14 protein-coding genes are annotated in these 14,674 nt (G+C 61.1%); 1 reads left to right on the top strand and 13 read right to left on the bottom strand.

Annotated elements, in window-relative coordinates:
- Nucleotides 1-12: 12 nt before the first annotated feature.
- Genes ACW2Q0_RS04375 through ACW2Q0_RS04365 form a run of 3 tightly spaced genes read right to left on the bottom strand, consistent with a single transcriptional unit; the run spans nucleotide 13 to nucleotide 3,295 of the window.
- Nucleotides 13-768: an alpha/beta hydrolase family protein gene (locus ACW2Q0_RS04375; RefSeq protein WP_457186385.1), complete on the bottom strand. Its 756-nt coding sequence runs from the start codon at nucleotides 766-768 to the stop codon at nucleotides 13-15.
- Between the two features lie 5 nt (nucleotides 769-773).
- Nucleotides 774-1,796 (bottom strand): zinc-dependent alcohol dehydrogenase, encoded by a 1,023-nt coding sequence (locus tag ACW2Q0_RS04370; protein ID WP_457186383.1) that lies wholly within the window; start codon nucleotides 1,794-1,796, stop codon nucleotides 774-776.
- A gap of 2 nt (nucleotides 1,797-1,798) precedes the next feature.
- Complete coding sequence (locus ACW2Q0_RS04365; protein WP_457186381.1) at nucleotides 1,799-3,295, bottom strand: FAD-binding oxidoreductase; 1,497 nt, start codon at nucleotides 3,293-3,295, stop codon at nucleotides 1,799-1,801.
- A gap of 54 nt (nucleotides 3,296-3,349) precedes the next feature.
- On the opposite strand from ACW2Q0_RS04365, the gene ACW2Q0_RS04360 reads away from it, so the two are divergent.
- A complete protein-coding gene (locus ACW2Q0_RS04360) occupies nucleotides 3,350-4,036 on the top strand; it encodes a MarR family winged helix-turn-helix transcriptional regulator (protein WP_457186379.1) in 687 nt (228 codons plus the stop codon).
- A gap of 29 nt (nucleotides 4,037-4,065) precedes the next feature.
- Here the strand turns inward: ACW2Q0_RS04360 and ACW2Q0_RS04355 are convergent, their stop codons facing one another.
- The 10 genes from ACW2Q0_RS04355 to ACW2Q0_RS04310 all read right to left on the bottom strand — a co-directional run bounded on the left by ACW2Q0_RS04355 (nucleotide 4,066) and on the right by ACW2Q0_RS04310 (nucleotide 14,637).
- Entirely contained in the window at nucleotides 4,066-4,254 is a 189-nt protein-coding gene (locus ACW2Q0_RS04355) for a hypothetical protein (RefSeq protein WP_457186377.1), read from the bottom strand.
- A 253-nt stretch (nucleotides 4,255-4,507) separates the two neighbouring features.
- Nucleotides 4,508-5,389 carry an alpha/beta hydrolase gene (locus ACW2Q0_RS04350; protein ID WP_457186375.1) on the bottom strand — a complete coding sequence of 294 codons (882 nt, stop codon included), beginning with the start codon at nucleotides 5,387-5,389 and terminating at the stop codon, nucleotides 4,508-4,510.
- A gap of 16 nt (nucleotides 5,390-5,405) precedes the next feature.
- Nucleotides 5,406-6,656, bottom strand: coding sequence for an MFS transporter (locus ACW2Q0_RS04345; RefSeq protein ID WP_457186373.1), 1,251 nt, complete (start codon nucleotides 6,654-6,656; stop codon nucleotides 5,406-5,408).
- A gap of 380 nt (nucleotides 6,657-7,036) precedes the next feature.
- The gene (locus tag ACW2Q0_RS04340; RefSeq protein ID WP_457186371.1) at nucleotides 7,037-8,029 is read right to left on the bottom strand and encodes an NAD(P)/FAD-dependent oxidoreductase; all 993 of its coding nucleotides are present in this window, start codon (nucleotides 8,027-8,029) and stop codon (nucleotides 7,037-7,039) included.
- 14 nt (nucleotides 8,030-8,043) lie between these two features.
- Nucleotides 8,044-9,150 carry an NAD(P)-dependent alcohol dehydrogenase gene (locus ACW2Q0_RS04335; RefSeq protein ID WP_457186369.1) on the bottom strand — a complete coding sequence of 369 codons (1,107 nt, stop codon included), beginning with the start codon at nucleotides 9,148-9,150 and terminating at the stop codon, nucleotides 8,044-8,046.
- Between the two features lie 110 nt (nucleotides 9,151-9,260).
- A complete protein-coding gene (locus ACW2Q0_RS04330) occupies nucleotides 9,261-10,757 on the bottom strand; it encodes a class I adenylate-forming enzyme family protein (protein WP_457186367.1) in 1,497 nt (498 codons plus the stop codon).
- A 118-nt stretch (nucleotides 10,758-10,875) separates the two neighbouring features.
- On the bottom strand, nucleotides 10,876-11,778 hold the full coding sequence (locus ACW2Q0_RS04325) for an SDR family NAD(P)-dependent oxidoreductase (protein ID WP_457186365.1): 903 nt from the start codon (nucleotides 11,776-11,778) through the stop codon (nucleotides 10,876-10,878).
- A gap of 590 nt (nucleotides 11,779-12,368) precedes the next feature.
- Nucleotides 12,369-13,010 (bottom strand): TetR/AcrR family transcriptional regulator, encoded by a 642-nt coding sequence (locus ACW2Q0_RS04320; protein ID WP_457186363.1) that lies wholly within the window; start codon nucleotides 13,008-13,010, stop codon nucleotides 12,369-12,371.
- Nucleotides 13,011-13,093: 83 nt separating this feature from the next.
- Nucleotides 13,094-14,236, bottom strand: a complete 1,143-nt coding sequence (locus ACW2Q0_RS04315) for a thiolase C-terminal domain-containing protein (protein WP_457186361.1) — start codon at nucleotides 14,234-14,236, stop codon at nucleotides 13,094-13,096.
- Nucleotides 14,233-14,637 (bottom strand): Zn-ribbon domain-containing OB-fold protein, encoded by a 405-nt coding sequence (locus ACW2Q0_RS04310; RefSeq protein WP_457186359.1) that lies wholly within the window; start codon nucleotides 14,635-14,637, stop codon nucleotides 14,233-14,235. Before ACW2Q0_RS04310 ends, ACW2Q0_RS04315 begins: the two co-directional genes overlap by 4 nt.
- Nucleotides 14,638-14,674 lie beyond the last annotated feature (37 nt).

The following is a 14,674-nucleotide window of genomic DNA, read 5'->3' as shown; positions in this document are numbered from 1 at the left end:
CTCCGATTCCGCTCAACCCAGCCCGCGACCGGTCCCCCAGACTTCGAGACGGTCCTCGAGCCACTGTGTGACGCTCAGCCAACTCGGCTCACCGGGGTCGATTACTTGGAAGTGGTCGACCCCGCGCAGTTCGAGTAGCGAGATCTGATCCCCAGCCGATTCTGCTGCCGACACATACGCGCGGCTGTGCTCGATCGGGACTCGATTATCCGCATCGCCGTGGACGATCAGTTGTGGCACGCCGATCGGCACCTGATGCACGGGAGACGCGGCTCGATATTCGACCGCCTCCTGCAGTGGACCGGCGCCCATGAATGCACCAACGGCTCGTTCACCAAGCCCCTGCTCGTAACAGAGTTCCAGGTCGGTAATAGGCGCGAGACCGACTACCCCATGTACGAGGTTCTGCAGTGCCGCCAAAATAGCCAGATGCCCACCCGCCGAGTGTCCGATGGCGACCAGGGGCGCGTCCGCAAGACCAGTCGAAGTATGGCTGAGGGCCCGGATCGCATCGGCCACATCGATCAGCGTTTGAGGCCATCCGCCGCCGTCACCATCAATACGGCGGTACTCGATATTCCAGGCGATGAATCCGCGGTTCACCAGATCGGCGCAGAGCGGATCCATCAGGTGCAGATCGTGGCGAGCGCGCCACCACCCACCGTGGATGAGGATCGCAACTGCGCGGACCGTCTCATTCGGCGGCAACCAGCACTCGGCATATTGACTCGAATGTTTGCCGTAGCGAACGACTTCTGGCGATGACATCGTTGTCACCAGTCCCCATGCAGGACGCTGCGCACAACCGCGTCTGGACATTCCGAAGTCAGACGGAACGCGTGCGCGGCTTCGTTCCAGTTGAAGTCATGGGTGATGACACGCTCGGGATCGAGCGCACCCTCCGCTACCAGCGAAACAGCTTCCGCGTAGCAATCCGGCCCACCCTTGATACCGAACACCGTCAGTTCCTTCAACAAGACACTGGGCGGTGCGATCGAGATCGGGGCACGGCCTACGACCGCGATGATCGACCCCGGGGTGGCCAATTGATCGGCGAGTTCGACACCTGCCGCGGCCGCCGAAGTCTCGACCACCAAGCGCGGACCGGAACCGATGTCTTGCGCCACTGGCTCGTGTGCGTTCAGGCCGAGTTCAGCGGCGAGTTCCCGTCGGCTCGGCTGTGGCTCGAACACATGACATTCGTATCCGCGATAGTTCAGGACCTGGGCCAGCAGGATTCCCAGCGGCCCGCCGCCGACAACAGCGCATGGAATGGGCTCGGCCAGCACAGGAGCGGTCCTGCGCAGCGTGTGCACGGCAACGGCAACCGGCTCGAGGACCGTGGCGGCCAGGTCCGACACTTCGTCGGGTAAGGCCACGAGCTGAGATGCGGGTAAACGGACGTACTCGGCCAGCAGGCCCGGTCCAATCATCCCGAGGTAGCCACCGTGCGGGCACAGCTGAGCTGCTCCGCGCCTGCATGCGGCGCATGCGCCACACCGGGTGACAGGGTCGATGGTCACTCGCTGTCCGACGGTGATGTCGTGTACGCCGTCGCCGAGAGCGTGCACGACGGCTGCGCCGTCATGACCGACGACATGCGGATATGTGTCACCGCGACCGCCGTACATGTGGAGATCGGTGCCGCACAGCCCCAGAGCACGCATTGCGATGACAGCTTCGCCGGGACCAGGCTCCGGAATGGGAGTGCCGCGCTGTTCGAACTGCTCCGGGGCGACGAGCTGGATGACTGTGCCGCCAGGAGTAATGGTGGGTGTAACGAGAGCGTTCATCATCCCTACAGGATTCCGTATTTTCCGGGGGCGATGACACCATTGGGATCGATCGCCCGCTTGATCGCCGAAGTCAAACGACCGAACTCCGGCAACCGCGCACCCGCCCGCTCCTGCCAATCCGTCGGAGTACGCCCGATCGGAACCCCGATCTCGTCATACGCCGCCACCAACGCCGCATAACACTCCGCCATCCGCCGACACTCATCGGCATCACCCCGATCGAACATGATGATATGCAACCCCCGCGCCGCACGCGGACCACACACGAACTCCACCATGTAATCGAACCCATACTCCGCCAACACCCGCCGCGACACCCGCTGCTGCCGCTCAGCCAACTCCCCCACCATCGCCGTCGCCGGCAAAAACCACGTCGCACCCCCACCACGCCAATCCAACAAACCCAACTCCGACTCCGTCGGCTCACCACTGAACGTATCCAGATGAATCCGCAACAGAGCCGACTTCTCGATCTCCTCATGCGCGATATAACGCGCCTTCCCCGACCCCTCGAAATGCGCCCGAATCCGCTCGATCACCGGATCCAACGCCTCGAAACTCGGACCATACAACGCACCCGACACCGTCCACGCCCCCACCCCATGAGCGACCTGCAACTCCCGACGCACCTCATCCGGCAACGGAATCACCCCACCAGTCCGCTCATACGGATACGACTCCTGCGTACCGATCCCATACAGATCACTGGTCACCTTCATCAACGTCGGCACCGTACCCGCCAACTTCAACGGCCGCACCAACTCGATGATCTCCGCCAAATCCCCATCATCAGGAAACGTGAACGCAAACGACCGAATCACCGGAGGCCGCGGCATCAACCAAATCGCCGCCTGCGTCACAATCCCAAAATTCGACTGCGAAAACAAACCATCCAACAACGGCCCGAACCCCGACTTGTTCAAAAACCGCATCCCCGACCCACTCAACGACCCATCACCCGGATAAAAAACCTCCCCATCCGGCAACACCACCTCCATACCACACAACATCCCAAAATGATCAAAATACGGCGTATACCCCGCACCCCGATCCAACGCATTCCCCAACACACCACCATCCGGCGGACCAGACGTCGCACTCACCATCAACCCATCCCCCCGAGCCGCCAACTCCGCCCGCAACTGCCGAAACGTCACCCCCGGCTCCACCACCGCATACCCCAACCGCTCATCCACCTCCAACACCCGATTCATCCGCCTCCCCAAATCCACCACCACCTGACCACCACGAACCGGCGAATACTCCCCCATCCCCAAATTATGCCCCGTACTCGTCGGCCACAACGACACACCATGAACATTCGCCAACCCCACCAACACCCGAACATCAGCAGTCGAACCCGGAAAAACAACACCCGAAGGCAAACAATCCCCACCCGGCAAACGATTGAACCCATACCCCGCCAACACCCCCGACGACGTATCCACCACACCATCACCCAAAGCCGCCCGAACAGCAGCAAAAAATGAATCGGACATATTATCGTCCTTTCCGCACAATGGCTCGTCTGATCTTGCACTCCAAAGCCACACGTGAAACTGCGGCCTTGCCGAATGCGGTTATGTTACATTCATAACGGCCGCAATGCAAACGCTATAAATGTCTTCGATCAGGCAGCCGGCAGCCTGCGCGACGACGAAAGCCGATCCTCTACGATTGATAAGTCCACCCTTACTCGGACCGCAAAAATCACGCCGATCGGAACATTGATGAAGAGCAGAAGAGGCAACGAGGACTCGAGCTCGCCTCCGCCGAACGACAACGGAACAGACGTACCGGTATTGCGTGACTCGGCCTTCGTCACGGAGGAGTTCCTGCCGTACCTTCTGAATCAGACGACGAATGTTTGGAACCGAAATTTCAACAATGCCATCAGACGCTCGCCAGTAAAAGCGCGACAATGGCGAGTACTGGCAATGCTGCTTCGCACACCTGGTATGTCGCTGACCGAGCTTGTCGAAAATACTGCGGTCGATCAGCCGACGCTGAGCCGCATGATCGATCAGCTGAACATACGCGGCTTGGTGAAGCGAGAGGTCGCCGAGAACGACGCTCGTTACCTGCGCCTGTCCGTCACCGAAGAGGGTGAAGCTCTCGTCGAGGAACTCTGGCCGATCGCCTGGCGGCAGTATCACAAAGGAATCGCCAAGCTGACGCCGGAAGAGCAGGCAGTACTGGTCAAGCTCTTGAACCGCGTCCTCGACAGCCTGCAGCCCTGAATGCCGATCGACGTTCCGACAACTCGCTGTCATCCTGCTCGCCTCCGCAGATCAACGCCGAGCCAATCGTCGATCCGGCGCCTGAACTGCTCCCGGCCATTCCGGACCTCATCGATCAGGATTTCCGCCGGCGCATGATCCGGAATGGGGACCTCCCATTTCGTCCACCACGTGTCCAGGTTGGGGGCGGGAGCTCGCACGGCGGCCACGATCGTCATCAGACATTCCTGGCCGTCCACCTGTGAATCGAATCCGACTACAACGTCCGATTCAGCAAATTCGAGCATGATCCGATCGTCTCTGAACGACACACGATCGGGACCGAGGTCCGCGCTCGACAAGACGGCACGCACCGCCAGACGCGCGCAAACCGTGCAGGTACGAGCGTCGGATCTCATGTTGTCACTCAATGGAACTCCTCGATCGGTCGCGCTCTTCCTCGACCCCGATCCCGCTTGGTTCGGAAGCTGCTTATTTCAACGCTGCCGCTACATCTGCCCACCAGAAATGTTCTGGGTCGGCGAGTACCAGATGTGCGTCGTAATGGTCATGTCCGGCAAGGACCACCCGACTCGTTTCGGTTCCCACTGCCTGCAATTTTTCGTACATTTCCTGAGTGGACTGTTGAATTCGTTCGATGTCGCCTTCTGCCAGCAGCATGTGAATGGGGACCGACCCTGGATGAACATGATGCACAGGACTGGCATGCACGTCATCTTCAGGGCGCTCGAGGAAATGCTTGTAGATCCTTTCCGCGACACTGCCCTCGGGACGCTCTTCCGCGCACACCGTCATGGAACCCGAGATGGAGTACGCCACACGAAAGGGCTTGGCAGGCAATCCATAATCCTGGTACAAGTCCTCACGCAAAGCCGTGAGCGCAGCCAGATGGCCACCAGCGGAATGCCCCGCCAGGACGATCCGCTCGCGGTCGATACCCAGCGCATCGGCATTTGCGTGAATCCATCCGAGCATTTCGAGCACGTCCTCCAGATGGCTGGGATACTTGCGCCTCGGCGCGAGACCGTAGCTAGAGGACAGGAAGACCGCACCGATAGCGTGGGCCGCCGGCGCCATGAAGCCGCACCAGTAGGAATAGCCGACGGTCCACCCACCACCGTGCATGAATATGACCGCAGGCCGGCCGTGACCGCCAGGCTCTGCGTCGTAGATGTCGATCACCTGTTGCGGATCCGCACCGTACTTCGCTCTATGCGGAGCCGGCACCCGTCCGAGCGTCTCACGGGTCGCCGCAACGGCCAGGTTTACATATTCGTTGACTCGGGGATTACCCAGAACAATCTGTTCCGGAAACGCACCCGGATCCAGGAAGGCATCGATATCGAAGGACAATTGGGTCTCCTTGTTCTCAGTTCGACCTGGACAGTTCGACTGTCGGGTGCGAATCGGCGGTCCGCGGCAGGCGTGACATCAGCACCGCGCCGAGCAGGCCGGGCAGCGCGAGAGCCCAGGCCGCCATGGCGACATTTCCGCCGCCGAGAGCCACGAAAACGCCGCCGTATGGTGGTCCGAGAATCGCGCCGAATCGTCCGAAGCCCGAGGCCCAGCCGATCCCGGTAGCCCTGATCCGAACGGGGTAATGGGCGGCGATGTGGTCGTAGATGATGCCGTATGCACCGCCTGCGCCGATTCCGGCAATTCCGATGCCGACCGTGAGCCAGAGTTCGCTCCCCAACGCCATGAAGACGTATCCGAGAACACCGGCCACCAATCCGACCACCACGACGAATTTCGGTCCGACCGCGTCAGCCACAACCGCGCCGAGAACTGTGCCGACAACCGTTGTGCCGCTGAAGAATACGAAGAATGCCAGCGCCGCATCCAGGCTGAACCCCGCCTGAACCATCAATTGCGGCAGCCACGTAGTCACGCCGTATACCAGCATCATGATAAGGAACATCATGAACCAGAGTCCCGGCGTCACCCAGCGATCGCGCCCCTCGAATAGTTGACCGGCCGGGAATTTGCGCTCCGGCGTGCTCGGCACGGCTCCCGCTTCCACAGCCACCGCAGTCTCTACGCCGAACTCGGCGGCAACTGCGTCAGCGTCCGCGATGCGACCGCGCACCCTCAGGAAGACCGGTGATTCGGGCAGCCACAGCACCGCTGCAGGCACGAGGGTGAGCAGCGGAAGAGCTCCCAGGGCGTAAATGGGCCGGAACCCCGCGTAGTCGAGGAGCCATAACGCGCAGAAGGAGGCGGCGAGCCCGCCGACGGCAGGGGCCGTCATCACAAACCCAACGACTCGTGACCTGTACCCAGGCTTCGCGAATTCAGCGGCGATCGCGACCACGGTTGGGGCGATACCGCCTATTCCCAGCCCCGCCAGGAACCGCCACGCCCCGAATACGCCGAAATTGGGTGCGAGCGCACAACCGAGCGCCGCCGCCGAAAACAACGTCAAAGAAAGCAGGTAAAGCTTGCGTCGCCCCAGGATATCCGTCAATGTTCCGGCGACGAATGCACCGACCAGGACTCCGACCAGAGAAACACTGCCGACCAGCGCGGCCGAACCGGTCGTTACCCCCCACGACTCCTTGCCGAGAATATCCGGCAGAGTGGCACCATAGATAAATACCTCATAGCCGTCGACAAACATTGCGAGCCAGCACAACAGGGGAACGAACCACCGCGATCGTTGCCGCCTCGAGGACGAAACAGAGTTCACGTCTACCTCCACGGGAGCGGTCATCTGTTGGGAGTTGGAAGAGGATTTGTACCGAGCTTCCGAACGGAACTCCATGGATGACGCTACCCTAATACATACAATCTCATATGATTTTGTATGTGATGTAGGGTACTCCGCTCACACTCAAGCCGCAAGGCTCAGATGAATCGGAAACCGAAGGGAAGCAGCCAATGAAACTGCCTCCTTTCCAGCGTCACGCGAGGTCTGCGACCACGTCGACAATTCCACGGTCGAGATTCGGTCGCGGGCAACGCCTTTGGCGTCCGCGACGCTCCATGAATCATCCCTTACTACCGCTCCGCGGGAGCCGAGTCGGTCGAGTGGCCGGGGAACAGTGATTCCTCAGGGTTGATGCGGACTGCCGCATTGTTGACGGCCGTCGCCGCCTCGCCGAAGCCGACGGCGATCAATCGGACCTTGCCCCGGTAGTCCGAGACGTCCCCGGCGGCGTATACACCAGGAATATTCGTCTCCATCGCACTGTCGACAGCGATGTACCGGTTGTCTGCGATCTCGATCCCCCAGTTGCGGATCGGGCCGAGATTCGCCGTGAATCCCAGCGCCGCGATCACGGCATCGGCTGGCCGTGCGACACTCGTGCCGTCGGTCTTCGCAATCTCCACCTGTTCGACGCGGCTGGTTCCGAGCACGGCCGCCACCTCCGCGTCGGTGATCACGTCCACGGTGGAGCTCTTCAGCTGACCTACCGTATGCGCGTGAGCACGAAAGGCCTTGCGGCGGTGGACAAGTGTGACAGAACGAGCCAATGGTTCCAGCGACAGCGCCCAATCACATGCGCTGTCGCCACCGCCTACGACAACCACGTCCTGATCCCGATGAGCCTCGAGTTCCGGGACGAAATACGAGACTCCGCGCCCGAGCCAATCGATTCCCGCCGTTAGCGGACGCGGGGCGAAGGTGCCAATGCCCGCGCTGATCACCACTGCCTTGGCGGTAACCTCCACCCCGTCCTCGGTCGTGACGGCAAGTGACCCGCTGTCCAGCACTTCGAGCGTTTTGGCATTCCGTTCGAGGAGATACTCGGGATCGAACCGTGCCGCCTGTTCGACCAGTCCGGCCACTAGATCTCGCCCCCTGACCGACGGGAAGCCGGCCACATCGAAGATAGGCTTCTCCGGGTACATGGCACTGATCTGACCGCCCGGCTCAGGTAGTGAGTCGATCACCACCGTACGCAGACCCCGGAACCCCGCGTAATACGAGGCGAACAGCCCTACCGGACCAGCTCCGATAATCAGCAGGTCACAATTGAGGTTGGCCATGTCGACGCGCCTGCTCACGGGATCAGCACCGGTTTCACCGACCGCCCGCTTTCGGAAGCTTCGGCAGCCTTGTGGATCTCGGACAGCGGGAACCGTTCGATCAGCTTGTCGAACGGGAACAGGCCCTGCCGCCACCAATTGATCATCGTGGGCAAGAACACATGCGGTGAAGCATTGCCGACGAGGGCATCGGTGACGGTGCGCCCGAAAACAACCGCCGGCGAGTCGATACGCAATTCCTCGCTGAGTGCGACCAGAGCACAGGTACCTCCCGGAGCGAGCGCGCTCACGGCGGTCGAGATAACGCTCGGAACACCGCTTGTGTCGAAGGAGTAGTCAGCGCCGCCAGTGATGGCTTGCAACTGCTCGGCGAGATCCGCGGCGCGGCCGTCGATCGTATGTGTCGCTCCCAATTCCTCGGCGAGCTTGCGGCGACTTTCGACAATATCCACCGCGACGATGGTCCCAGCGTTGCAAATCTTCGCAGCCATGACGCCGGCCAGACCTACCGCGCCCGCCCCGAAGATAACGATAGATTCTCCTGGACGGACGCCAAGAACGTTCACGACCGCACCCGCACCGGTCTGGAATCCACAGCCCAGCGGGCCGAGAATCTCCAAAGGCAAGTCGGCGTCAACCTTCACGGCGTTGGTCTCGCTCGCCACGGCGTACGTGCCGAAAGAGGACTGCCCGAACCACGTGCTGTAGACAGGGGCCCCGTCGGCATCGAGGACAGGAGAATGAACGCGCCCCAGAGCCGGACCAGCGTTGAGGTCCTGCCATCCGTCGCAATAATACGGCTTCCCGGTATGACAGCGTTTGCAGTGCCCGCAGCTGTCGTAGCTCAGAACTACATGGTCACCGGGTGACAGGCCGACCACGCTGCTACCGACCGCCTCGATAACTCCTGCTCCTTCATGACCGAAGATTGCGGGGTGTATGGCCGATCCGGCGGGACCGGCGACCGCCAGGTCGGTATGACACATCCCGACTCCGGCGATCTTCACCAGCACCTCATAGGGGCCGAGTTCGCTCAGCCGCACCTGCTCGAGCTGAAAGCCTTTTGTGGTGTCGCGTACGACTGCGGCTGTGAATTCACGGACTTGCTGCGTCTTGGGCATTCGATCTTCTCCTTGTATCGCCGCTGACACATTATTGTCATGATAGAATTTCGGTTTATTCGGGAAATTCGATAAAAGTCTTCCAGCTGCCAAAATCGGGCAGCGGCCGGTCAGGCCAAATCTTCCCTGAGCACGTTTTTCCGCACCTTGCCCGAGCCCGTACGCGGCATTGCGCCTACCACTTTCAATAGGCGAGGCAGTTTATAGTGCGCCAACTGTGCCGAACAGAATTCACGCAACCCCTCGAGCTCGACCTCGCGACCAGCCTTGGGCACGACTACCGCAGTTACAGTTTCGCCGTATGTCTCGTGCGGAAGACCGATCACCGCAACCTCGAGCACATCCGGATGCCCGGACAGGACGGATTCGATTTCTGCCGGATAGACATTCACGCCGCCGCAAATGATCACGTCTTTGAGTCGGCCGACGATCCACAGAAATCCATCTTTGTCCATGGTTCCGAGGTCACCGGTCCTTATCCAACCGCCGGGGACGAGCAACGCTTCCGTTGCGGCATGGTCCCCCCAGTAACCCTGCGTGACGGTCGGCCCGCGCTGGATGATCTCACCCGTCTCGCCTGGATCCGCCAGAGATCCGTCCGCGCGGACAACAGCAACTTCTGTATACATGGTCTGGCTACCCACCGACCCGGTACGCCCCTGCGCGTACTGCGGAAGCAAGTATGTCGACACTCCCCCGGCTTCGGTGAGACCGTATCCCTGATATACGTCGATCCCGTAGGTCCGGTACGCCTCGATCAGCGGGAGCTGAACCGGAGCTGTACCCGCCGCGACGAGCCTCACGCTCGCGAGCTTCTCGGGGGTGAAGGATTCGTCTTTTATCAGTAGGTTCAGGACTGCCGGTACCAACATCGCGACCGTGACCTGCTGCCGCGAGATCAGATCCAGCGTTTCTCTCGGCGACCGGTAGCTGGTCAGTACGATGGTTCCGCCACTGAGGAAGACCGGCTGAGAAAGCGTCACGATGCCGCCCGTGAAGTAGAGGGGCGCGGTGAGGATGTGGATGTCCTGTTGGGTGAAGTCGAAGCTTCGACTGATCGTCTCCGCGGCGAAGTAAATATTCGCGTGAGTGAACATCGCCCCCTTGGGCTGTCCAGTGGTCCCGGACGTATACAAGATGGCAGCCAGATCGTCGAATCCGACTCGAGGAAAGCCGGTGGCCTCCGTCTTCATCCCGACGTCATCGCGGAGCTGCGCCGCGACGTCATCGACCGCCAGATATCTCAGGCCTGCAGCATCGTCGAGATTCGGCTTGGTCGAGGAGTCATAAATCAGCGTTCGAGCGCCCGAGTTCTCGATCAGAAAAGCTATTTCCGCGTCGGTGAGCTGAATATTGACCGGAACGAAAACGGCACCCAGCTTTACAGTTGCGAAGAATGCGAAATAGAACTCCGGGCGATTGCTCATCATACACGCGACACGATCACCGTACGAAACACCTTGACCGCTCAGCATATACGCCCAGCGATTGATAGCTTCGTCGAGCGATTGCCAGCTGATCGATTCTCCTTCGAATACGATCGCGGGACACTCCGGCTTGACTTCAGCCCAATACTCGATCCATCGTGCAATCGACGCTGTAATCATTTCGTACCTCCTCGGACCACGAAAAGACCGGCGTGAGCACGCCCGTCGGTATTTCGAGCGAGTGCCGACCGGCCGATTCGGGTACGCACATCCAGAACTGCGCCGGTCTGCGGAGCCATCAGGCTTCCTCGTCAGCGAAAGCCGGAGGGATCAGCGGCAGCTTCGCGGGTGCTCGGAAATTCACCTCGACCAGTTCCGACAATTGGTCCATATCCCAGGAGCCGTGTGTGCTGACAACCCGAATCGGCTCCGGAATGTTGTACAGCTCCACGAGGGGGCCGCGCGCTCCGACGACCCGCCCGTTGAGCCAGCTCGAACGTTCGCTGGCGAGGTAGGTAGCGATCGGCGCGATGTGCTCGGGTCCGGGCGGTCCCGCGTGCATGTGCGCATCCGGAACGGTATCGATCAGACGCGAGGCCGCCCCCGGCGAGATTGCATTCGTCGTGACGCCATACCTGCGCAGTGCGTTTGCGCAAGAGTAGGTAAGACCGACGATACCCATCTTCGCCGCGGCATAGTTCGGCTGTCCCGCCGATCCGTGCAGACCGGAGATCGAAGTGAAGTTGATAATCCTGTTCTGCGCGTTCGCATCCCGCTGACTGCGCCAGTACTGAGCCGCCGGCTTGATGGTGTTGTAGTGCCCCTTGAGGTGGACCGCGATCACCGCGTCCCAATCCTGCTCATCCAGGTTGAAGATCATCTTGTCGCGCAGGATGCCGGCGACGTTGACCAAGATATCGAGTCGACCATACTGCTCGATGGCCGAGCGGATCATGGCCTCGGACTCCGCGTGATCGGCGACGTTGGTGTAGTCCACCATCGCGGTGCCACCCGCGTCTTGAATCTCCTTGACCACACCCGCAGCGGGCGTAGTGTCGCTACCGGTCCCATCACCGGCGACACCGAGGTCGTTGACCACGACGGCAGCGCCTTCGCGTGCGTACATCTTCGCTATCTCCGCGCCGATACCCCGACCCGCACCCGTCACGACCGCCACGCGGTCCTTCAGCCACTCACCCATTCGTTACCAATCCTCTACTGATTCGCATGAACTCCTGCGGCCCGGTGACCACCGTCTTCAAGGCGAGGCGCACAACAAACTCCGGGAGTCATACTAGAATATCGTTCTAACCAAGGTGTGGCAAGGCCCACAGCGATAACCGTCCTATCGCCGCGGCTCGCACACGGCGCCGAGCTCGATAACCAGGACCCTGACGACGATGAGGCCGATCCCTTACTCCCGCGACCACGCAACTGCGTCACCGACGATGAGTGAGGCCAAGACGGGGTCAACGCGACGACCGAGGCAGCCCAGATTCCGAAGGCCGCCCCAGTTGCGGTACCCGCACAATATGGGGACCGACAGCACCGGCGCACTCTGCGATAGCAATTACACATATCAGGTCGCCCGGTACGGCTCCCGGAACAAGTTCCCGGCAGCTTAGAACAGAGCCGCTGCCAGCAGTGGCAGCCAATTCTTCGTGAGCGTGCCGGCGCTCATCAAAAACCGCGATCAGTTCGCTTCAGTTTCCGCGGGGCTGGAGGACGCGGCGCGCGGGTGAATACAGCCACCGCGGAAGTCGGCGCTGTGCACACGAACCGAGAGTGCCTTTACTCGTCCTCGATTACCAGCCGCAGGATGAGACCGGTGAAGTAGTCGGCAACCTTCTCAGCGGTCCGCGCATCCTCCACTTCGACAATCTGCGATGCCGCGGCGTTGACAAGGCTGGTGACGGCGTAGGCACTCAAGTCCGGCAACGGAGGCTCGCCGATCGTGAGCCCCCGTGCTCCATGTATGAACCGCAGGACCGCCTCGCGCCTGACTTCCGAGAACCCTGGCGGCACGTCGTCACCGAGCAGGACGCGCGAGATTTCCCGCAGTCGCCAAGTGTCGATCAAATGAGCCCGAGCGCCCGCAACATAGAGAGCGCCTGGACGAGTCTCACCCGCAGCCCGCGCTTGGTCCGTCGCTCTCGCGGACGCGGCGGCGTTGCTGCTGAGCGCCTCGTGGGCAAGAGCCATGAATACCTCGGCCTTGCCTCCGAATTGGTGGTAGATGCTTCCTACACTCACTCCAGAGGCCTTGACCAAGTCATTGATGCTGGTTGCCTCATACCCCTGGATGACGAAGAGCACCCTGGCCGCATCGAGCACCGCCTGCTTGGTAGCACCCGACTTGGGCCAACGCCCGGACTTCGCGCGCACCGCCGCAGCCGCGGCCGGGAACGGAAGGTCCAAATCCGGCTCTACCATCTCCACTCCGTTCGTTTTACGAGCACATGAGATACCCGTGCATTCCAGAATGTAATTCTAGAGGCTAACGATCGCCGGACTGCCTAGGGGCGTCGATTGGCAAAGATAATCGAACCGGCATTCTGAAACATCCCACCGACGCCCTGGGCGAAACTGGTCTCGATGCCCGGCACCTGCGCGGCCGCCTCGCCACGCACCTGCCGAATCGACTCCTGCAGGGCGAACATTCCATACATACCAGTATGGGTGTAGGACAGCCCGCCACCATTGGTGTTCATCGGCAGACTCCCGCCAGGTGATGTGTGCCCCTCAGCGACGAACGGTCCCGATTCCCCCTCCTTCACAAAGCCCAAGTCCTCCAGGCCGTAGAGGGGAACGTGCGCAAACGCGTCATAGACCATCAGGTGATCGATGTCGTTCGGCGTCAGCCCCGCCTCGGCAAACGCCATCGAACTCGAATCCCGGAAAGCTCTCGAACTGGTGAAATCGGCCATCTGCGAAACGATCGTGTGCTCAGAACTCTCCCCCGATCCCAAGATGTACGCCGGTTTCACGTCCAGGTCGGCCGCACGCTCAGCCGAGGTGACCACGATGGCACCACCCCCGTCGGTCACCACGCAGCACTCGAGAACATGGAACGGGTAGACGATCATCTTCGAGTCGAGAACGTCCTCGACGGTGATCAGATCCCGTTTGAGTGCGCGCGGGTTCTGCGCTGCCCACTTCCGCTGCGCGACCGCCACCGAGGCCAACTGCTCGTGGGTGATGCCCTTTTCCTTCATGAAGCGCAGTGCCGGGACGGTGAACATGGACGCGAACCCGGATACGCCGTAGGGCATCTCGAACTGGCCGAGCGACCCGTTAGCGGGGAATTCGAACGGCTCCATCCCGACGCGCGACCGTCCGGATTCGCCGTGTGATATCAGAACCGCCGTAGCCATCCCGGAAACGATGGCCGCAGCCGCGTGCCGAAGATGCAGGAAGTATGAGCAGCCTCCCACGCTCGTGGTATCCACCCATTTCGTGCGAATACCCAGATTGTGAGCGATCTCGGTGGCGAAGTTCCCAGTGCTGGCGACACCGTCGATATCCGCGACCGTCAGCCCTGCATCGGCGATGGCACGCAGCGACGCATCGAGGTTGAGTTGAAGTACGGACATATCCGGCACGACGCCGATTCGCTCGGATTCCGAGGCACCGACGACCGCAACATCTCCCGGCTTCATGCGCTCACCGGCTCGAAAACGGGCAGCGCCATGCCGTCGCGCTGCTCAAACATGACACGCAACGGCATATCGAGAACGAGCTTGTCCGGCGTGTTCTCGATTCCGACAATGTTCGTCATCATTCTCGGCCCCTCCTCCAATTCGACCACTGCCAGCGCGTACGGAGCGCGGTCTTCGAAGCCCGGCGCGGGTCGCTGCACGATGTTGTACGAGTAGAGCGTTGCGTTTCCCGATGCCTTCACCCACTCGACGGCACCACCGGTAACGAACGGCGAGTACACGCGGGGGTAAAAGAAGTACCGACCGGTAGTCACGCAACGCTGGATCCAGAGTTCGCCAGCAGCGGCACCGTCCCAATACCGCTGCGTCTCCGGTGTCGGCTCAGGCAATGGCGGCCTCATCAATCTCCTCTTCGGTCTTCGTTCTGCCAGGTTCTAG

The organism is Nocardia citri (assembly GCF_054065835.1).
This window is presented reverse-complemented; position numbering and strand designations above follow the sequence as displayed.

Coding starts and splice junctions, on each gene's coding strand:
- ACW2Q0_RS04375 (WP_457186385.1), bottom strand. CDS start 768: ATGTCATCGCCAGAAGTCGTTCGCTACGGCAAACATTCGAGTCAATAT.
- ACW2Q0_RS04370 (WP_457186383.1), bottom strand. CDS start 1,796: ATGATGAACGCTCTCGTTACACCCACCATTACTCCTGGCGGCACAGTC.
- ACW2Q0_RS04365 (WP_457186381.1), bottom strand. CDS start 3,295: ATGTCCGATTCATTTTTTGCTGCTGTTCGGGCGGCTTTGGGTGATGGT.
- ACW2Q0_RS04355 (WP_457186377.1), bottom strand. CDS start 4,254: ATGACGATCGTGGCCGCCGTGCGAGCTCCCGCCCCCAACCTGGACACG.
- ACW2Q0_RS04345 (WP_457186373.1), bottom strand. CDS start 6,656: ATGTTTGTCGACGGCTATGAGGTATTTATCTATGGTGCCACTCTGCCG.
- ACW2Q0_RS04340 (WP_457186371.1), bottom strand. CDS start 8,029: ATGGCCAACCTCAATTGTGACCTGCTGATTATCGGAGCTGGTCCGGTA.
- ACW2Q0_RS04335 (WP_457186369.1), bottom strand. CDS start 9,150: ATGCCCAAGACGCAGCAAGTCCGTGAATTCACAGCCGCAGTCGTACGC.
- ACW2Q0_RS04330 (WP_457186367.1), bottom strand. CDS start 10,757: ATGATTACAGCGTCGATTGCACGATGGATCGAGTATTGGGCTGAAGTC.
- ACW2Q0_RS04325 (WP_457186365.1), bottom strand. CDS start 11,778: ATGGGTGAGTGGCTGAAGGACCGCGTGGCGGTCGTGACGGGTGCGGGT.
- ACW2Q0_RS04320 (WP_457186363.1), bottom strand. CDS start 13,010: ATGGTAGAGCCGGATTTGGACCTTCCGTTCCCGGCCGCGGCTGCGGCG.
- ACW2Q0_RS04315 (WP_457186361.1), bottom strand. CDS start 14,236: ATGAAGCCGGGAGATGTTGCGGTCGTCGGTGCCTCGGAATCCGAGCGA.
- ACW2Q0_RS04310 (WP_457186359.1), bottom strand. CDS start 14,637: ATGAGGCCGCCATTGCCTGAGCCGACACCGGAGACGCAGCGGTATTGG.